The sequence below is a fragment of the Variovorax sp. UC122_21 genome, from assembly GCF_044056785.1.
Taxonomy (GTDB): domain Bacteria; phylum Pseudomonadota; class Gammaproteobacteria; order Burkholderiales; family Burkholderiaceae_C; genus Variovorax.
Map to the genome: position 1 here is coordinate 4,186,504 of NZ_CP172004.1, position 19,371 is coordinate 4,205,874.

Consider the following 19,371-nt stretch of genomic DNA (forward strand, 5'->3'; position numbering starts at 1 on the left):
CTCGGTCACTTGATCGCCTCGCTCGTGAATCTCGCGAGTTATCAGTCATCGTACAACTAGAAAAACAAGTTGTCCAGCATCACGAACCCCGAAAGGGGTTCAATGGACTAGTTATCGGAGGACTGGCGGCTTCCGCCTTCTTCTGCGCGGCTTCCTGCGCCATGCGCAGCCGTTCGCGGCTGTTGGTCAGGTGGATGCGCATCGCGGCGCGGGCCGACTCGGGGTCGCGCCGCGCGATCGCCGCATAGATCTCCTCATGCTCGCGATTCACGCGGCTGAGGTAGGCCCCGCCCTCCTGGTGGCGGATCGCGCTGATGCGGGTGCGCGGGATGATCGTCGTGCCCAGGTGCCGCATGATGTCGGCGAAATAGGGGTTGCCGGTCGACTGGGCGATCTGCAGGTGGAAGCGGAAGTCGGGCGCCACGGTGTCGCCCGAGACCGTCACGTTGTGCTCGAAATCGTCGAGCGCCTGGCGCATCGCGACCAGCTGCTCCTCGGTGCGGCGGCTCGCCGCCAGCCCCGCCGATTCGGTCTCGAGGCTGATGCGCAGCTCGAGCACGGCCAGCACGTCGACCGAGGTCGCGATCTCGCCCGGCTCGAGCCGGAACACCCCGCCCGGGCGTGGCTGCAGCACGAAGGTGCCGACGCCGTGCAAGGTCTCCACCAGCCCGCCGGCCTGCAGCTTCGACAGCGCCTCGCGCACCACGGTGCGGCTCACGCCATAGGCCTGCATGATGGCCGACTCGGTCGGCAGCTTGTCGCCCGGCCGCAGCGCTTGGCTGCGGATCTTCTCGCCCAGGTCTTCCACCAGGCCGTGCGCCAGCCGCGCGCGCGCGCTGGCGCGGCCGCCCCACGAAGGCGCCGGCGCCTCTCGTGGCGGAGGCGCCGGCTTCCGGCGCTTCGGAAACCAAGGGATTACCCGCAGTCGTCTGGTCCATGGCCACGATCATAATCTCCCGTCAGTTGTACGACAACAGATAACCTATCACTCAAAAATTGTCCAAGCGCCCTTTTCGCACCGCCGCGGGTGGTGTTCCGGAAGCGGCTTTCGCATGAAGTATTCGCTCGATTTCTCTCCGCTGGCATCGTACTGGCCCGTGTTCGTCAACGGGGCATGGCTGACCCTGAAGATGACCGCGCTGGCCGTCGTGATCGGCGTGTGCGTGGGCACGCTGGTGGCTTTCGCCAAGCGCAGCCGCATCCGGCCCCTGTCTCGCGCCTGCTCGATCTACATCGAGGTGGTGCGCAACACGCCGTTCCTGGTCCAGATCTTCCTGCTGTACTTCGGCCTCGCGAGCTTCGGCCTGCGCATGCCGACCTTCGCGGCCGCGGTGCTGGCGATGGTGATCAACATCGCGGCCTACGCGGCCGAGATCATCCGCGCCGGCCTCGAGTCGGTGCCGCGCGGCCAGATCGAGGCGGCCGAATGCCTGGGCCTGTCGAAGTGGCGCATCGGCTGGCACGTGATGCTGCAGCCGTCGATCGAGAAGGTCTATCCCGCCCTCACGAGCCAGTTCCTGCTGATGATGCAGGCCTCGGCGATGGCCTCGCAGATCTCGGCCGAGGAGCTCACGGCGATCGCCAACACCGTGCAGTCCGACACCTTCCGCTCGCTCGAGACCTACATCGTGGTCGCGGCCCTCTACCTGGTGCTGTCGCTGTTCATCAAGCTCGTGACCTGGGCGCTCGGCGAATACATGTTCCGCCGTCGCCGCGTGGTGCGCCGCGCGGCCGCGCAGGCCGGCAAGGTGCAGCCGGCCGCCGGCGCCGCCGCCGTCGCGATCCATGGGGGTGCGGCATGAGCATCGGTCATTTCACCTTCACGCACCTGATGTACCTGGTGCAGTCCATCGGCTGGACCCTGGTGCTCTCGGCCATCGCCTTCGCGCTCGGCGCCATCGGCGGCTTCGGCCTGATGCTCGCGCGCATCTCGCCGCGGCCCTGGCTGCGCTGGTTCGCGCTGGTCTACATCGAGTGCATCCAGGGCATCCCGCTGCTGATCCTGCTGTTCATCGTCTACTTCGGCCTCTCGGTCTACGGCCTCGCGCTGCCCTCGCTGATCGCGGCCGGCATCGCGATGATGATCTACGTCAGCGCCTACCTCGGCGACATCTGGCGCGGCTGCGTCGAGGCCATGCCCAAGCCGCAGTGGGAGGCCTCCGAATGCCTGGCCTTCACGCGCTGGCAGACCTTGCGGCTGGTGATCATTCCGCAGGCGGTGCGCCTGTCGCTGCCGCCCACGGTCGGCTTCCTGGTGCAGATCATCAAGATGACCTCGCTGGCCTCGGTGATCGGCTTCGTCGAGCTCACCGCGCGCCGGCCAGATCATCAACAACACCATCTTCCAGCCCTTCCTGGTCTTCCTCCTGGTCGGCGCTTTCTATTTCGCCCTGTGTTATCCGCTGTCGCGCTGGAGCGAAGCGATGGAGAAGAAGCTCAATGTCGCCAATCGTTGAATCCCTGCGCACCCCCTACATGGACGCCAGCGTCGGCACGGCCGGCGGCGGTGCCGCGCGGGTCCCGGGCGCCTCGCCCATCGTGCGCCTGGACCAGGTCTACAAGAGCTTCGGCGCGAACCAGGTGCTCAAGGGCGTCTCGTTCGAGGTCGCCAAGGGCGAGATGATCGCCATCATCGGCGCCAGCGGCTCGGGCAAGAGCACGGCGCTGCGCTGCATCGACCGGCTCGAGGTGATCGACCGCGGCAGCATCGAGGTCTGCGGCATCCGCGTCGACGATCCCGCGGTCGACCTCAAGCGCCTGCGGCTCGAGGTCGGCATCGTGTTCCAGAGCTACAACCTGTTCCCCCACCTCACGGTGCAGGAGAACATCATGCTGGCGCTGCGCCACGTGAAGAAGCTCTCGCGCGGCGAGGCCGCCGAGGTGGCGATCCGTGTGCTCGACCAGGTGGGCCTCAAGCAGAAGGCCGACGCCTATCCCGAGCAGCTCTCGGGCGGCCAGCAGCAGCGCGTGGCCATCGCGCGCTCGCTCGCGATGTCGCCCAAGGTCATGCTGTTCGACGAAGTGACCTCGGCGCTCGACCCCCAGCTCACCGGCGAGGTGCTGCGCGTGATGGAGGACCTCGCGGCCGGCGGCATGACCATGCTGCTGGTGACGCACGAGATGGCCTTCGCCAAGCGCGTGGCCGACCGGATCATCTACATGCACCAGGGCACCGTGTGGGAAACCGGTCCCGGCGAGATGCTCGACGCGCCCCGCACGCCGGAGCTGCATGCCTTCCTGAACAACGGGCTGTAAACAGGCAGCCCGGGTCTTTCGCTTCACTCCCATACCAAACCACTCCAGGAGATATTCATGAAACTCGGCAAAGCCTTCACCCGCAGCTGCATCGCGCTGGCCCTCGTGGCCGGCGTGGCACAGGCCGCCATGGCCGACCAGCTCGACGACATCAAGAAGGCCGGCAAGATCCGCGTCGCGATCGCCATGGGCACGCCGCTGTTCAGCTTCGCCGACGCCAACCTGCAGCCCACCGGCTCCGACGTCGACACCGCCACGCAGCTGGCCAAGGACCTCGGCGTGAAGCTGGAGATCGTCTCGGTCACCAACGCCGCGCGCGTGCCCACCCTGCAGGCGCAGCGCGCCGACATCGTGGTGGCCGACCTGTCGATCACGCCCGAGCGCGAGAAGGTGGTCGACTTCTCGACGCCCTACGCCGTCATCAGCATCATCGTGGGCGGCCCCAAGAGCATCAAGGTCACCGATTACGCCGACCTCAGCGGCAAGCGCATCGGCCTGACGCGCGCCACCGTCAACGACACGCTGACCACGCAGCAGGCCAAGGGCGCCGATATCGTGCGCTACGAGGACGACGCCACGCTGATCACCTCGATGGTCACGGGCCAGATCGACTTGTTCTCGAGCACGCCCTCGAACCTCAGCGAAATGATCAAGCAGGCCCCGGCCAAGAACCTCGAGCTGAAGTTCTCGCAGAAGGACTTCGACCTGGGCATCGCGCTCAACAAGGAGCAGCCCAAGCTCAAGGAGTGGATCAACAACTGGGTCGTGACGAACCAGAAGAACGGCAAGCTCAACGCGATCTACAAGAAGTACCACGGCCGCGACCTGCCGGAACGCATCACCAAGCTGTAAGGACGAGCGACGGATGGAATCGAACAAGAAACTCGACCGGCTGCTCCTGACCGGCGCGGCCGGCGGCCTCGGCAAGGTGCTGCGCGAGCGGCTCAAGCCCTATGCGGGCGTGCTGCGCGTGTCCGACATCGCGGCGCTCGCGCCGGCCGCCGACGCGAGCGAGGAAGTGGTGCCCTGCGACCTCGCGGACAAGGCCGCGGTGCATGCGCTGGTCGAGGGCTGCGATGCCATCGTCCACCTGGGCGGCGTGTCGGTCGAGCGGCCGTTCGAGGAGATCCTCGAGGCGAACATCAAGGGCATCTTCAACGTCTACGAGGCCGCGCGCCGCCACGGCGTGAAGCGCGTGGTGTTCGCGAGCTCGAACCACGTGATCGGCTTCTACCGGCAGGACGAGCACATCGACGCCCATGCAGCGCGCCGGCCCGACGGCTACTACGGCCTGTCGAAGTCCTTCGGCGAGGACATGGCGCAGTTCTACTTCGACCGCTGGGGCATCGAGACCGTGAGCATCCGCATCGGCTCCTCGTTCCCCGAGCCACTGAACCGCCGCATGATGAGCACCTGGCTCAGCTACCGCGACCTCACCACGCTGATCGAGAAGTCGCTGTTCACGCCCGGCGTGAAGCACACGGTGGTCTACGGCATGTCGGCCAACCGCGACGTGTGGTGGGACAACTCGGCGGCTGCGCACCTGGGCTTCGTGCCGCAGGACGGCTCCGAGGTGTTCCGCGACAAGGTCGAGCAGCAGCCGCCGGTGGCCCCCACCGATCCCAACGCGATCTACCAGGGCGGCGCCTTCACGGCGCAGGGCCCGTTCGGCGATTGAGCGGCACGCCCAGCATGCAGGCCGAACTCGTTCTCGACGCGCGCAACGGCACCGGCGAAAGCCCGGTCTGGCATGCGGCCGAACAGGCGCTCTACTGGGTCGACATCCCGGCGCGCGCGCTGCACCGCTGGCATGCGAGCGAGGGCCATGCGAGCTGGACCGCGCCCGAGATGATCGCCTGCATCGCACCGCGCGCCGACCGGCCCGGCACCTGGATCGCGGGCATGGAGAGCGGCCTGTTCTCTCTTGAACCGCGGGCCGACGGCACGCTGGCCGCCACGTCGATCGCGCCGGTCGAGCATGCGGCTCCCGCGATGCGCTTCAACGACGGCCGCTGCGACCGCCAGGGCCGCTTCTGGGCCGGCACCATGCTGCTGGACATGGCTGCCGGCGCGCGCGTCGGCCGCCTCTACAGCCATGGCCAGGGCGATGCGGGCGCCGCCTCGCGCCTCGACGACCTGATCGTGCCCAACGGCCTGGCCTGGAGCCGGACGGCCGCACGATGTATCTCTCCGATTCGCACCCGAGCGTGCAGGCCGTCTGGTCCTTCGACTACGACACCGCCAGCGGCACGCCGTCGAACCGCCGCCTGTTCGTCGACATGAAGCCCCTGCCCGGCCGCCCCGACGGCGCCGCGATGGATGCCGAGGGCTGCTACTGGATCTGCGGCAACGATGCCGGCCTGGTCCACCGATTCACGCCCGGGGGCCGGCTCGACCGCTCGCTCGCGGTGCCGGTGAAGAAGCCCGCGATGTGCGCCTTCGGCGGCCCGGGCCTCGACACCCTGTTCGTCACCTCGATCCGGCCGGGCAACACCGACCTGTCGGACCAGCCGCTGGCCGGCGGGGTGTTCGCGCTGCGGCCGGGCGTCACGGGGTTTCCCGAGCCGATGTACGGCACTTGATTGGGTACTTGAGTCTTTGCGCTTTCATTTTCACGACAACCAACGATCAGAGGACGAGACAGACATGAAACTCCAGAAGACACTCATCGCACTTGCAGTCGGCGCCGCGGCCATGCTGACCACCCTGGCCGCCAGCGCCACCGAGTTCCGCTCGGCCGACATCCATCCCGACGACTACCCCACCGTCACCGCCGTCAAGTTCATGAGCGAGCGCCTCAAGGCGCTGTCGGGCGGCAAGCACAGCATCAAGGTCTTCAACAACAGCGCGCTCGGCAGCGAGAAGGACACCATCGAGCAGACCAAGATCGGCGCGCTGCAGATGGTGCGCGTGAACATCGCACCGATGAACAACATCTGCGCCGAGACGCAGGTGCCCACCATGCCCTTCCTGTTCCGCTCGGTCGACCACCTGCACAAGGTGCTCGACGGCCCGATCGGCGAGGAGATCCTCAAGTCCTGCGAGAAGCAGGGCTTTGTCGGCCTGGCCTACTACGACAGCGGCGCGCGCTCGATGTTCACCGCCAAGAAGCCGGTGCGCAGCTTCGCCGACATGAAAGGCCTGAAGGTGCGCGTGCAGCAGTCGGACCTGTGGGTCTCGATGCTCGAGGCGATGGGTGCCAACGCCACGCCGATGCCCATGGGCGAGGTCTACACCGGCCTGAAGACCGGCCTGATCGACGCCGCCGAGAACAACTACCCCACCTACGAGAGCGCGCGCGCCTTCGAGGTGGCCAAGTACTACAGCAAGACCGAGCACTCGATGGCGCCCGAGATGCTGCTGTTCTCCAAGCGTGTGTGGGACAAGCTCTCGGCCGAGGAGCAGGGCTGGATCCGCCAGGCCGCCAAGGAGTCGGTGCCCTACATGCGCAAGCAGTGGGAAGAGCGCGAAGTGAAGTCGCTGGCCACCGTGAAGGCCGGCGGCGCCGAGATCATCGAGGTCGACAAGGCCCCGTTCCAGGCCGCGATGAAGCCGGTGTACGACAAGTTCATCACCGACGCGAAGCTCAAGGACCTGGTGAAGCGCGTGCAGGACACGAAGTAACCCGCCTCGCGGCATCGGCCTGTTGATCGGCTCCTCCCCACTGGGGGAAGGCCGGGATGGGGGCACCGCGGCGCCCGACGGAGGCGCCGCCTGCCCCCTCCCCTGCCCTCCCCCAGAGGGGAGGGAGAAGAAGGAAGACCTCATGTACACCAAACTCTGCCGCACGCTCGCGCGTGCCTGCATGTGGCTGGGCATCCTCGGACTCGTCGCGGTGATCTGCGCGGTGAGCTGGCAGGTGTTCGGCCGCTACGTGCTCAACAACACACCGACCTGGGCCGAGAGCCTGGCGCTGCTGCTGGTGCTCTACGTCACCATGCTCGGCGTGGCCGTGGGCGTGCGCGACGCCGGCCACATCGGCCTCGAATCCTTCCTCGTGCTCGCGCCCGACTGGCTGCGGCTGAAGATGGAATACCTGATCCACGTGCTGATCCTGATCTTCGGCGCCGCCATGGCCTGGAACTGCGCCGAGCTGGCCGCCTCGGTCTGGGACTACCGGCTGCCCACGCTGTGGATCTCCGAAGGCTGGAAGTACGTTCCCGCCACCGTCTCGGGCGTGCTGATCGTCCTGTTTTCCATCGAACACCTCATCGCGCTCGCACAGGGCCGCGAAGTCGAACCCGCCTGGGGATAAGCCGCCATCATGACGATCCCGCTCCTCATCCTCTGCCTCTCGTTCACGCTGTTCCTGCTGCTCGGCGTGCCGGTGGCGTTCTCCATCGGCCTGTCCGCGCTCGCCACCCTGCTCTACGAAGGCCTGCCGCTGGCGGTCGGCTTCCAGCAGATGACCTCGGGCATGGGCATCTTCTCGTTCCTCGCGATCCCGTTCTTCATCTTCGCGGGCGAGCTCATGCTGTACGGCGGCATCGCCGATCGCATCGTCAACTTCGCGCGCGCGCTGGTGGGCCACGTGCGCGGCGGCCTCGGCATGTCGAACGTGGTGGCCTGCACGCTGTTCGGCGGCGTCTCGGGCTCGCCGGTGGCCGACGTCTCGGCCATGGGCGCCGTGATGATCCCGATGATGAAGAAGGAGGGCTACCACGCCGACTACGCGGTCAACGTGACGACCCACGCGGCCCTGGTCGGCGCGCTGATGCCCACCAGCCACAACCTGATCATCTATTCGCTCGCCGCGGGCGGCAAGGTGTCGATCGCGGCGCTGATCCTCGCGGCGCTGCTGCCGGCGGCGGTGCTCACCATCAGCAACCTCGCGGCCGCCTACCTGGTGGCGGTGAAGCGCGGCTACCCCGCGGGCACCTTCCCGGGCTGGGACATCGTCTGGCGCTCGCTCGCCGCGGCGCTGCCGGGCCTGTTCATCGTGGTGCTGATCCTCGGCGGCATTCTCTCGGGCGTGTTCACCGCCACCGAGTCGGCGGCCGTGGCGGTGCTCTACGCGCTGGCGCTCACGATCTTCGTCTACCGCACGCTGAAGTGGGAGCACTTCATCAAGGCCGCCTCGAAGGCGGTGCGCACCACCGGCGTGATCCTGCTGCTGATCGGCATCTCGAGCACCTTCGGCTACCTGATCAGCCTCTACGGCGTGGCCGAGCTCACGGGCCAGATGCTGTCGCAGGTCACGACCACGCCATGGATGATCTTCCTGCTGATCAACATCATCCTGTTCGTGCTCGGCACCTTCCTCGACATGGCGGCCACCATCCTGCTGTGCACGCCGATCTTCCTGCCGATCGCGCAGCACTACGGCATGAGCTCGGTGCAGTTCGGCGTGGTGATGCTGATCAACTGCGCGCTCGGCCTCAACACCCCGCCCGTGGGAACCACCCAGTTCGTGGGTTGCGCGATCGGCGGCGTGTCGGTGGGCCAGGTGATGCGGACCATCTGGCCGTTCTACGGCGCGCTGATCTTCGCGCTCGGCGTCGTGACCTTCGTGCCGGCCTTCTCGACCTGGCTGCCCAGCCTGTTCATGGTCGTGCGCTGATGACCGAGCCCGTGCGCCCTCCCCTGTACATCCGCATCCATCCGGCGGACAACGTCGCCATCGTCGCCAACGACGGCGGCCTGAAGGCCGGCGCGGTGTTCGCCGACGGCCTCGCGCTGGTGGACAACGTGCCGCAGGGCCACAAGGTGGCGCTGGTCGATCTCGCCGAAGGCGAGGCGATCCGGCGCTACGACGTGGTGATCGGCTATGCGCAGAAGGCGCTGCCGCGCGGCAGCTGGGTGCACGAGCGCGTGATGCGCATGCCGACCGCGCCCGAGCTCGACGGCCTGCCGATCGCCACCGTCAAGCCGCCGCCGATGGCGCCGCTCGAGGGCTTCAGCTTCGAGGGCTACCGCAACGCCGACGGCTCGGTGGGCACGCGCAACATCCTCGCGATCACGCAGACGGTGCAGTGCGTGGCCGGCGTCACCGAGTTCGCGCTGCAGCGCATCAAGCGCGAGCTGCTGCCGAAGTATCCGAACGTCGACGACGTGGTCGCGCTCGCGCACGGTTATGGCTGCGGCGTGGCGATCGACGCCCCCGACGCGATCGTGCCGATCCGCACCTTGCGCAACATCAGCCTCAATCCGAACTTCGGCGGCGAGGTGATGGTGGTGAGCCTGGGCTGCGAGAAGCTGCAGCCCGAGCGCCTGCTGCCGCCCGGCAGCATCCCGATCGCCGACGGGCGCGATGCCGACCTCGACGTGGTCTGCCTGCAGGACGACGAACACGTGGGCTTCATGTCGATGATCGATTCGGTCATGCGGCAGGCCGAGCAGCACCTCGCGCGGCTGAACGCGCGCCGGCGCGAGACCGTGCCCGCGAGCGAGCTCGTGGTGGGCGTGCAGTGCGGCGGCAGCGACGCCTTCTCGGGCGTCACCGCCAACCCGGCCGTGGGCTTCTGCACCGACCTGCTGGTGCGCGCGGGCGCCACCGTGATGTTCTCGGAGACCACCGAGGTGCGCGACGGCATCGACCAGCTCACCGCGCGCGCCAGCACGCCCGAAGTGGCCGAGGCCATGATCCGCGAGATGGCCTGGTACGACGACTACCTGCAGAAGGGCCGCGTCGACCGCAGCGCCAACACCACGCCCGGCAACAAGAAGGGCGGCCTGTCGAACATCGTCGAGAAGGCGATGGGCTCGATCGTGAAGTCGGGCTCGGCGCCGATCTCGGGCGTGCTCGCGCCCGGCGAGAAGGCCACGCACAAGGGCCTGATCTACACCGCCACGCCGGCCAGCGACTTCATCTGCGGCACCTTGCAGCTCGCGGCCGGCATCAACCTGCACGTGTTCACCACCGGCCGCGGCACGCCCTACGGGCTGGCCGAGGTGCCCGTCATCAAGGTCGCCACGCGCAGCGACCTCGCGCGCCGCTGGCACGACCTGATGGACGTGAACGCGGGCCGCATCGCCGATGGCGACGCCACGATCGAGGAGGTGGGCTGGGAGCTGTTCCGCCTGATGCTCGACGTCGCCAGCGGCCGGAAGAAGACCTGGGCCGAGCACTGGCAGCTGCACAACGCGCTGGTGCTCTTCAACCCGGCTCCCGTGACCTGAAAAAAAAAGAGGCAGGCGCGGGCATTCCGGACGACCCGGCAAAGGGAGCCGGGCGTCCTTCTTTCAACCGAGAGAGGAGACCGAGGATGCAAAGAACCCGTTTGGTGGCGAGCATGATCGCAGGCGCCGCCCTGCTGGCCGCGTGTGGCGGCGGCGGTGGTGGCGCTTCGTTCGTGCCGCTGCCGCCGGCGGCGAACAGCCCGCCGCCCGAGGCCCCCGAGACACCGGTGCCGCCCGAAGTGCAGGCGGCGCAGCCGAAGCTGTCGAACACGCCGATGGACGAGATCGTGGGCAGCCATCTGCTGCCGACGCTCGACCGGCTGTTCGAGCAGGTGCGCGCGCAAGGCGAGAACACCAAGATACTCGACGTGGAGGTGTTCAAGGGCGGCGACAAGTTCCTGCCCGGCAAGGTGGCGATCGGCTTCTCGTACCTGTTGCTCAACACGCCCGCCAGCGATCCCAAGTACGCGTCGTACCTCGACGGCTACCGCGAGATCGCCGACACCACGGTCGACATGACCAACGACAGCTGGGGCATCTACTACTACATGTCGGCGCTGTGGAAGCTCAAGAAGGCCGGCCTGCTCGATGGCGCCAAGCCGGCCATCGGTGCGGCGACGCTCGCCAAGCTCAAGACCCAGCTCAACTGGACCGCCTTCGTACGCCCCGCCGACTACTCGCTGATCGATCTGCCGACCAACTACTACGGCGTCGCCTTCAGCATCGCGCGCCTGCGCCACCTCATGGGCTGGGAAGGCCCCGAGGCCAGCGAGGCGCTGCTGCAGAAGATGATCAACCACTACAAGACCTTCTCGGCCTTCGGCTTCTCCGACGAGACCGACGGCAGCGGCCGCTTCGACCGCTACAGCGTGCTGCTGATCGGCGAGATCATGCAGCGGCTGATCGAGACCGGCATGACGGTGTCGGCCGAGGACGAGGCCTCGCTCAAGGGCTGGCTGCGCCAGTCGGTGGACCTGATCAAGGTGCGGCTGAACCCGGCCGGCAACGGCGTGGACTACGGCCGCAGCCTCGCGGGCTATGCCGACACGGCCTTCGCCGAGGTGCTGTCGGCGGCCGAGCACATGAACGTGCTGAACGAGGAGGAGAAGCAGATCGCCTATGCCTTCGCCACCCGCGTCACGGCCAAGTACGTGGAGTTCTGGTACGACGCCGAGCTCGGCTCGCTCAACATGTGGCAGAAGGGCCGGCGCGTCGACAGCTACCGCGGCATCGACCGCGTGCTCGGCGAGAACCTGAGCCTGTCGCACCAGCTGATCTACACCAACAACCTCTGGAAGTCGGCCGGCTACGCGCAGAAGGCGCCGGTGTCGACGCAGACCTTCCTGGCCTACCTCGACAAGCAGCCGCGCGCCACGCTCACGAAGTTCGCGGGCTTCGACGGCGGTGCCTCGACCTACGACCGCGGCCTGGTGACCTACCGCGACGGCCTGCGCGTGATCAGCCTGCCGGTGGTGAACGGCGCGAAGACCTACCACTACACCAACCCCTACTTCGCGATCCCCCACTCCTACAACATGCTCTCGGGCGTGGCCGACACCCAGTGGCCGCAGCTGCAGCCGCGCTTCACCGTGGCGACCGGTTCGCAGCCGCTGATCCCCGCGGCCTACCAGAAGAACCTGAAGATCGCCGAGGCCGGCCAGGTGCTGACCGTGAGCTACGACCAGGATGCGATGGACCGCGCCACCTCGGGCAACGACCCGATCAAGGACACGCGCATCACCTCGCGCACGCGCTACACCTTCGAGCCCGGCCGGATCACGCGCGTCGACACCTACACGCCCGCGGCCGCGCTCGACATCGCGAAGCTCGAGCTCGAGTTCGGCAGCTATTCCGACGGCGCCAGCGCGCTCGGCGGCAATCGCTTCGCGTTCGCGAACGGCGACGTGCAGGGCTTCGAAGTCGAGGGCCTGCAGGACTGCGCCGCGGTCGATGTGCGCGAGAACGTGGACTACAACACGCCGACCGGCGCGCTGAAGACCAGCATCCGCTGCAGCACGCCGGCCTTCAGCCTGGCCGCGCCGCTCACGATCAAGTGGGTGCTCAAGTACCGCTCGCCGAGCGTGGCGGGCATCGCACCCGAAGTGACCCACCGCCCGGCCGCCGCGAGACGGCCGGGCTTTTTTTCTCCAACGACGACAAGCCCCATGGAAGACCTCAGAAACAAGACCGCCCTCGTGACCGGCGCCAGCACCGGCATCGGTGCCGCGGTGGCCATCGCCTTCGCCGCGCGCGGCATGCGCGTGGCGGTGCACTACAACAGCTCGGCCGACGCCGCGAACCAGGTGGTCGAGACCATCCGCGCCGCCGGCGGCAGCGCCTTCGCGGTCAAGGCCGACGTGCGCGACACGGCCGCGATCCGCGACTGCGTGCGGCGCACCGCCAGCGAGTTCGGCCGCATCGACGTGCTGGTGAACAACGCCGGCAGCCTGGTCAAGCGGGTGCCGATCGCCGAGTTCGACGACGCGCTGTTCGACGAGGTGCTGCATGTCAACGCGCGCTCGGTGCTCGCGTTCTGCCGCGAGACGGTGCCGCTGATGCGCCAGCAGGGCAGCGGCAACATCATCAACGTGACCTCGGTCGCGGCACGCACCGGCGGCGGCCCCGCCGCCTACCTCTACGCGGGCGCCAAGGGCTTCGTGAGCACGGCCACCCACGGGCTGGCCAAGGAACTGGTGGGCGACCGCATCCGCGTCAACGCGGTGGCGCCGGGCGTGATCCAGACGCCGTTCCAGGACCGCTTCTCCACGCCCGCGATGCTCGAGAACTTCAAGGCCGGCATCCCGATGGGCCGCCTCGGAGAGCCCGAGGAGTGCGTGGGCGCCTTTCTCTTCCTCGCTTCGGAGCAGCTCTCGGGCTATGTCACGGGGCAGGTCATCGAGGTGAATGGCGGGCAGTACATGCCCTGAGTTTTTGAGACGACAACCACTGGAGACAACATGAAAAGAAGCGACTTCCTCCGCGGCCTCGCCGCCCTCTCGGCGACGGCAGCGCTCTCGCTGGGCCTGGCCGCCACGGCCTCGGCGCAGGCCAGCGACTATCCGAACCGCACCATCGAGCTGCTGGTGCCTGACCAGCCCGGCGGCGGCACCGACGGCCTGGCGCGCGCCTTCGCGGACGCGAGCCGCAAGCACATCTCGCAGCCGATCGTGATCGTCAACCGCCCCGGCGCGGGCGGCGCCATCGGCTGGACCGAGGTGATCAATTCCAGGCCCGACGGCTACAAGCTCGCGGTGCTCACGGTCGAGCTGCTCACGCTGCCGCACCTGGGTCTTGCGAAGTTCAACTACGACGACTTCCAGCCGATCGCGCAGCTCAATGCCGACCCAGCCGCGATCACGGTGAAGGCCGACTCGCCGTGGAACACGATCGAGGACTTCCTCGCCGCCGCGAAGAAGGACCCGGGCAAGGTGAACGTCGGCAACTCGGGCAACGGCTCGATCTGGCACCTGGCCGCGGCCGCGCTCGAGGACAAGACCGGCACCAAGTTCGGCCACATCCCGTTCCAGGGCGCGGCGCCCGCGGTGCTCGCGCTGCTCGGCGGCCACATCGACGCCGTGGCCGTGAGCCCGGCCGAGGTCACGACCCATGTGCAGGGCGGCAAGCTCAAGGTGCTGATGGTGATGGCCGACCAGCGCGTGAAGGGCTTCGAGAAGGTGCCGACCGCGAAGGAGCGCGGCATCGACCTCACGATCGGCACCTGGCGCGGTCTGGGCGCGCCGAAGAACACGCCGCCCGAGGTGATGGCGCGGCTGCGCGAGATCACGGCCAAGACCGCGGCCGAGCCGCTGATGCACGAGGTGATGGACAAGCAGAACCTCGGCTACGTCTACACCGACGGCGCGGCCTTCAAGGAGACGCTGGCCAAGGACAACGCCTATTTCAAGGCGTTGATCACCAAGCTCAACATCAAGCCATGAGCTTCGCGACGCATTGCGCGCGGTTCATCGCCGCGGCAGCGCTGCTGTCGGCGGCCGCGTGGCAGGCCCAGGCCGCGACCTGGGTCTACGTGGCGAACGCCGACAGTCAGGAGATCTCGGTGCTCGCGCTCGACCGCGACAAGGGCACGCTGGCGCCGGTGCAGACGCTCGCCGTCGGCGGCACGGTGATGCCGATGGCGGTGAGCCACGACAAGCGCCTGCTCTACGCTGCCTTGCGCTCGCAGCCGTTCCGCGTGGCCACGCTGGCGATCGACGCCGCCACCGGCCGGCTGCAGAAGCTCGGCGAGGCGCCGCTGGCCGACAGCATGGCCAACATCGACCTCGACGCCAGCGGCCGCTGGCTGTTCGCGGCCTCCTACCAGGGCGGCAAGATCTCGGTCAACGCGATCGGCAAGGACGGCACGGTGGGCGCGATCCAGCAGCTGGTGCAGACGGCGCCGAACGCGCACGCGATCCATGCCGACGCCAACAACCGCTTCGTGCTCGCGACCAGCCTGGGCGGCGACAACCTCTCGGTCTGGCGCTTCGATGCCGAAAAGGGCCTGCTCTCGCCGAACGATCCGCCGCTCACGCGCACGGCGGCGCAGGCCGGGCCGCGCCACTTCGTCTGGGACAAGGCGCAGCGTCACCTGTACCTGCTCGACGAGCTCGACGCGGCACTGCACGTGTACGCCTGGGATGCCGAGCGCGGCACGCTGAAGCTCGAGCAGAGCACGACCACGCTGCCCGCGGGCTTCGCGGGCAAGCCCTGGGCCGCCGACCTGCACCTCACGCCCGACGGCCGCCACCTCTACGCCTCGGAGCGCACCTCGAGCACGCTGTCGGCGTTCCGGGTCGACGCGGCGAGCGGCCGGCTGCAGCCGCTGGGCCAGACGCCGACCGAGAAGACGCCGCGCGGCTTCGCGATCGACTCGAGCGGACGCTACCTGATCGCGGCCGGACAGGAATCGCACGGCCTGACCCTGCACACCATCGATCCCGCGACCGGCGCGCTCGGCACCGCGCAACGGCTCGCGGTGGGCAAGAACCCGAACTGGATCGAGATCGTCGATCTGCCCTGAACCCTTTCGCCACAACCATAAGGAGACATCGCCATGCAACGCCGCACGCTGATCCGCAGCGCCTTCGCCACCCCGCTGCTCGCCGCCCTGCCCCACGCCTTCGCCCAGGGCAACTGGCCGACGGGCAAGGCCATCACCTACCTCGTGCCCTTCCCGGCCGGCGGCACTACCGACGTGCTGGGCCGGCTGATCGGCCAGAAGCTCGGCCCGGTGCTCAACACCAGCGTCATCATCGACAACAAGGGCGGCGCCGGCGGCAGCGTCGGCTCGGAGATCGGCGCGCGCGCCGCGCCCGACGGCTACACGCTGGTGGGCGGCACCATCAGCTCGCACGCGATCAACGTGAGCCTCTATCCGAAGCTCGGCTACGACCCGCAGAAGTCCTTCGCGCCGGTCACGCTGATCGGCACCAACCCGGTGGTGCTGGTGGTGAACCAGGCGAGTCCGCACAAGACGCTCAAGGACGTGCTCGAAGCGAGCAAGGCCAAGGCCGGCGGGCTCTCGTCGGCCTCGGCCGGCACCGGCACCTCGCAGCACCTGGCGCTGGAACTGCTGGCCTACAAGTCGGGCGTGAAGTTCACGCACATCCCCTACAAGGGCAGCGGCCCGGCGATCCAGGACGTGATCGGCGGCCAGGTCGACATGATGTTCGACACCACGGTGGTGGCCGGCCCGCACATCCAGAGCGGCAAGCTGCGCGCGATCGCCGTCACCTCGGCGAAGCGACTGGCCTCGATGCCCGACGTGCCGACGGTGGCCGAGTCGGGCATCGCGGGGCTGCAGGACTTCGAGGTGGTGTCGTGGCAGGCGATCTTCGTGCCCGCGGGCACGCCCGCGCCGGTGGTGCAGCGGCTGCACACGGAGATCCGCACCATCCTCGCGACCCCGGAGATGCAGGACAAGCTCAAGGGCTTCGGCATGGAGCCCACCGACCTCGGCACGGCGCAGATCGCGGCCTTCCAGAAGGCCGAGGTCGAGAAATGGGCGCAGGTGATCAAGGCGGCGGGGATCAAGCCCGACTAGCAGGCAGAAAAACGGCCTTCGGCGGCGCGGCCGCCGAATTCCGCGCAATTCGCTCCCCGCGAAATCCCGAGGGAAGTTTCCTACGCCCCGGGCCGGGGCCCGCTTTATAGAATGCCCCTCCCATCCAAGAACCAGAAGCTCCGCACGTGTCTGATCGCTCCGCTGTCCTGCCCCAATACCTGTTCCCCAAGCAGGCACTGACCAATTTCGCCGGCTGGGTCGCGGGCAAGGAGCGGGGAGCGGTCACCACCTGGATCATCCGGCGCTTCGTCGACAAATACGGCGTCGACATGAACGAGGCGCTCGAACCCGATATCGCGCACTACAAGAGCTTCAACCAGTTCTTCACGCGCGAGCTCAAGCCCGGCGTGCGCCCGCTCGCCGACGCCGACCTGATCTGTCCCGTCGATGGTGCGATTAGCCAGTTCGGTGCGATCGAGGGCGACCAGATCTTCCAGGCCAAGGGCCACAACTACAGCACCACGGCGCTCGTGGGCGGCGACGCGGCGCTCGCGTCGCAGTTCGCGCACGGCAGCTTCGCCACGCTGTACCTGAGTCCGCGCGACTACCACCGCATCCACATGCCCTGCGACGGGCGGCTGCTGCGCATGATCCACGTGCCGGGCGAGCTGTTCTCGGTCAACCCGACCACCGCGCGCGGCGTGCCGGGCCTGTTCGCGCGCAACGAGCGTGTGGTCTGCGTCTTCGAATCGGCCCACGGCCCCTTCGTGCTGGTGCTGGTCGGCGCCACCATCGTCGGCAGCATGGCGACCGTGTGGCACGGCGTGGTCAACCCGCCGCGCGGCGGCGAGTTGCGCGAATGGCGCTACGACGACCGTCGGATCGAACTGCGCAAGGGCGAGGAGATGGGCCGTTTCTTGCTCGGCTCGACCGTCGTCATGCTGTTCCCCGCGCCCGCGGTGGCGTTCAATTCCGAATGGGCGCCCACGCGCGCCATCCGGCTGGGCGAAGCCATGGCGAATTTTTCGAAGATGTGACGCTTTGTCTCTGGAGCCGCATGCAGCGTACGCCCACAGCTATAAAACTAGTAGCATCGTAATCATTTGAGCTATAGTCCCCGGCCGGAGCGAAGGCCGGACAGCGGTCCGCCAACCATCAAAAAAGAGCGAGGCCGAGGCACTGCCCACCAGCCGGCCTCCCGCGCAGCACAGATCGCAGAGGAGATGATGACGATGAGTTCCAAGGAAAACGCAGCCATCAGCCAGTTGCTCGCGCTGCTCGAGGCCCGCTATGCGCTGCGTGTGCTCTGGGCCCTGCGCGACGGCCATGCCCAGACCTTCCGGCTGCTGCAGGACAGCGTCGGCGGCATCACTCCCAACACCCTCAACACCCGGATCAAGGAACTGCGCGAAGCCGGCGTGGTGAGCCACGGCGGCGACGGCTACAGCCTCACGCTCAGCGGCCAGGACCTGCTCAAGCGGCTGTCCGACCTGCAGGCCTTCGCGAGCAAGTGGCAGCTCGGCCAGGCCAAGAAGGCGGCGGCGCAACCGGCCGCCGCGCTGCCCGCGGCCGCGGCGCCGCCGGCCGCGCCCGCGCCCGCGCCGCAACCGAGCTCGCCGCCGCTGCCTTCGCCCGCCTCGCCGCCGCCCTCTCCGCCCTCCTCGCCGACCCCGCCGCCAAGCGCGGACTGAACCCCGCGGCGCCCCGTCCGGCAAGCGCCGTCCTCCGGCCTCGGTAAACTCCGCGCCTTCGATCCCCGGATCGATGCCCTTCTTTCATCTCGCGAACATACCGACGCAAGGAGCGTTCACCATGCCCACCACTCCCTCCGGCCTGCAATACGAAGACACCGTCGTCGGCGACGGCGCGGAAGCCAAGCCCGGCCACCACGTGCACGTGCACTACACCGGCTGGCTCTACAACGACGGCGTGCAGGGCGCCAAGTTCGACTCGAGCCGCGACCGCAACGACCCGTTCGCGTTCTCGCTCGGCGCCGGCCAGGTCATCAAGGGCTGGGACGAAGGCGTCGCCGGCATGAAGATCGGCGGCCAGCGCACGCTGATCATTCCGGCCTCGCTGGGCTACGGTGCCCGCGGCGCCGGCGGCGTGATCCCGCCGAACGCCACGCTGAAGTTCGACGTCGAGCTGCTCGACACGCACTGATCGAGCGCGGGCCCTGGCTCGAAGGCCCTGCGAAGGGCCTTTTTCATCGCCGGGCCGCCCCCAAGATGAAAACGCCCCCTTGGGGGGCAGCGACCCCACGCAGTGAGGGAGCTCGGGGGCCATCTTTCATGCCCATGCGGCCCTTTTGGCCGCATTTTTTCGCTTGAAAAGCCTTCGGAGGGCCCCAACTGGCCCGCAATCGTTTGTTTCCAGCCCATCGATCAATCCGCTTCAAAGATGTCCGATCCGCAACAATCCGCCCCGAATTCGCAAACCCTGCAAGGCGAACCCAGCCCTGAAGAGCTGGAGGCCGCGCAAGCCGCCAACGAGGCGGACGCACTGGCCGCGGCCCAGGGCGAGCTCGCCGCCCTGCAAGCCAAGAATGCCGAACTGGCCGACCAGTACCTGCGTGCGCAGGCCGACGTGCAGAACGCCCGCCGCCGCGCCGACGACGAAATTTCCAAGGCCCGCAAGTTCGCGGTCGAAGCCTTTGCCGAAAGCCTGCTGCCGGTGACCGACAGCCTCGAGGCCGGTCTCGCCATCAAGGACGCCACCCCCGAGCAGATCCGCGAAGGCGCCGAAGCCACCTTGCGCCAGCTCAAGAGCGCGCTCGAGCGCAACAAGGTGATCGAGATCGCGCCGGCCCCCGGCAGCAAGTTCGATCCGCACCAGCACCCAGGCGATCTCGGTGGTGCCCGCCGACCAGGAACCGAACACCGTGGTGGGCGTGCTTCAGAAGGGCTACACCATCGCCGAGCGCGTGCTGCGCCCCGCGCTGGTCACCGTCAGCGCCCCGAAGTAAGCCGCTGCGTCCCTCCCCTCTCGTCCAC

The 19,371-nt window shown here is 68.0% G+C and carries 15 protein-coding genes and 4 pseudogenes; 18 read left to right on the forward strand and 1 reads right to left on the reverse strand.

Going from position 1 to position 19,371, the window contains the following annotated elements:
* Positions 1-79: 79 nt before the first annotated feature.
* On the reverse strand, positions 80-808 hold the full coding sequence (locus ACHMXE_RS32350) for a FadR/GntR family transcriptional regulator (protein WP_395348108.1): 729 nt from the start codon (positions 806-808) through the stop codon (positions 80-82).
* Positions 809-1,052: 244 nt separating this feature from the next.
* Here ACHMXE_RS32350 and ACHMXE_RS32355 point away from each other — a divergent pair, with 244 nt between their 5' ends.
* From ACHMXE_RS32355 to grpE, 18 genes and pseudogenes are all read left to right on the forward strand, one after another.
* Positions 1,053-1,802 carry an amino acid ABC transporter permease gene (locus tag ACHMXE_RS32355; RefSeq protein WP_209540985.1) on the forward strand — a complete coding sequence of 250 codons (750 nt, stop codon included), beginning with the start codon at positions 1,053-1,055 and terminating at the stop codon, positions 1,800-1,802.
* A pseudogene (locus ACHMXE_RS32360) lies at positions 1,799-2,456 on the forward strand (amino acid ABC transporter permease). Before ACHMXE_RS32355 ends, ACHMXE_RS32360 begins: the two are co-directional and overlap by 4 nt.
* A 19-nt stretch (positions 2,457-2,475) precedes the next feature.
* The gene (locus ACHMXE_RS32365) at positions 2,476-3,255 is read left to right on the forward strand and encodes an amino acid ABC transporter ATP-binding protein (RefSeq protein ID WP_395352896.1); all 780 of its coding nucleotides are present in this window, start codon (positions 2,476-2,478) and stop codon (positions 3,253-3,255) included.
* A gap of 57 nt (positions 3,256-3,312) precedes the next feature.
* Positions 3,313-4,107 (forward strand): transporter substrate-binding domain-containing protein, encoded by a 795-nt coding sequence (locus ACHMXE_RS32370; protein ID WP_395348110.1) that lies wholly within the window; start codon positions 3,313-3,315, stop codon positions 4,105-4,107.
* A 13-nt stretch (positions 4,108-4,120) separates the two neighbouring features.
* Positions 4,121-4,933: an NAD(P)-dependent oxidoreductase gene (locus ACHMXE_RS32375; RefSeq protein ID WP_296778278.1), complete on the forward strand. Its 813-nt coding sequence runs from the start codon at positions 4,121-4,123 to the stop codon at positions 4,931-4,933.
* Positions 4,934-4,947: 14 nt separating this feature from the next.
* Positions 4,948-5,837: pseudogene (locus ACHMXE_RS32380) on the forward strand (SMP-30/gluconolactonase/LRE family protein).
* 64 nt (positions 5,838-5,901) lie between these two features.
* Complete coding sequence (locus ACHMXE_RS32385; protein ID WP_209540988.1) at positions 5,902-6,879, forward strand: TRAP transporter substrate-binding protein; 978 nt, start codon at positions 5,902-5,904, stop codon at positions 6,877-6,879.
* A 142-nt stretch (positions 6,880-7,021) separates the two neighbouring features.
* Entirely contained in the window at positions 7,022-7,510 is a 489-nt protein-coding gene (locus ACHMXE_RS32390; RefSeq protein WP_395348111.1) for a TRAP transporter small permease, read from the forward strand.
* A 9-nt stretch (positions 7,511-7,519) separates the two neighbouring features.
* A complete protein-coding gene (locus ACHMXE_RS32395) occupies positions 7,520-8,815 on the forward strand; it encodes a TRAP transporter large permease (RefSeq protein WP_209541015.1) in 1,296 nt (431 codons plus the stop codon).
* Positions 8,815-10,374, forward strand: coding sequence for a galactarate dehydratase (gene garD / locus ACHMXE_RS32400; protein ID WP_203205220.1), 1,560 nt, complete (start codon positions 8,815-8,817; stop codon positions 10,372-10,374). Before ACHMXE_RS32395 ends, garD begins: the two co-directional genes overlap by 1 nt.
* 2,165 nt (positions 10,375-12,539) lie before the next feature.
* Positions 12,540-13,301 (forward strand): SDR family NAD(P)-dependent oxidoreductase, encoded by a 762-nt coding sequence (locus ACHMXE_RS32405; RefSeq protein WP_395352898.1) that lies wholly within the window; start codon positions 12,540-12,542, stop codon positions 13,299-13,301.
* A 30-nt stretch (positions 13,302-13,331) separates the two neighbouring features.
* Entirely contained in the window at positions 13,332-14,312 is a 981-nt protein-coding gene (locus ACHMXE_RS32410; RefSeq protein WP_395348112.1) for a Bug family tripartite tricarboxylate transporter substrate binding protein, read from the forward strand.
* Entirely contained in the window at positions 14,309-15,394 is a 1,086-nt protein-coding gene (locus ACHMXE_RS32415) for a lactonase family protein (protein ID WP_395348113.1), read from the forward strand. Before ACHMXE_RS32410 ends, ACHMXE_RS32415 begins: the two co-directional genes overlap by 4 nt.
* A gap of 33 nt (positions 15,395-15,427) precedes the next feature.
* Positions 15,428-16,417 (forward strand): Bug family tripartite tricarboxylate transporter substrate binding protein, encoded by a 990-nt coding sequence (locus ACHMXE_RS32420; protein WP_395348114.1) that lies wholly within the window; start codon positions 15,428-15,430, stop codon positions 16,415-16,417.
* 146 nt (positions 16,418-16,563) lie between these two features.
* A complete protein-coding gene (asd, locus tag ACHMXE_RS32425; RefSeq protein ID WP_209541022.1) occupies positions 16,564-17,415 on the forward strand; it encodes an archaetidylserine decarboxylase in 852 nt (283 codons plus the stop codon).
* 195 nt (positions 17,416-17,610) lie between these two features.
* Positions 17,611-17,913 (forward strand): annotated as a pseudogene (locus ACHMXE_RS32430) (winged helix-turn-helix transcriptional regulator); the annotation flags it as partial.
* Between the two features lie 277 nt (positions 17,914-18,190).
* Positions 18,191-18,541, forward strand: a complete 351-nt coding sequence (locus tag ACHMXE_RS32435; protein ID WP_057594512.1) for an FKBP-type peptidyl-prolyl cis-trans isomerase — start codon at positions 18,191-18,193, stop codon at positions 18,539-18,541.
* A gap of 237 nt (positions 18,542-18,778) precedes the next feature.
* Positions 18,779-19,343, forward strand: a pseudogene (gene grpE, locus ACHMXE_RS32440) (nucleotide exchange factor GrpE).
* Positions 19,344-19,371 lie beyond the last annotated feature (28 nt).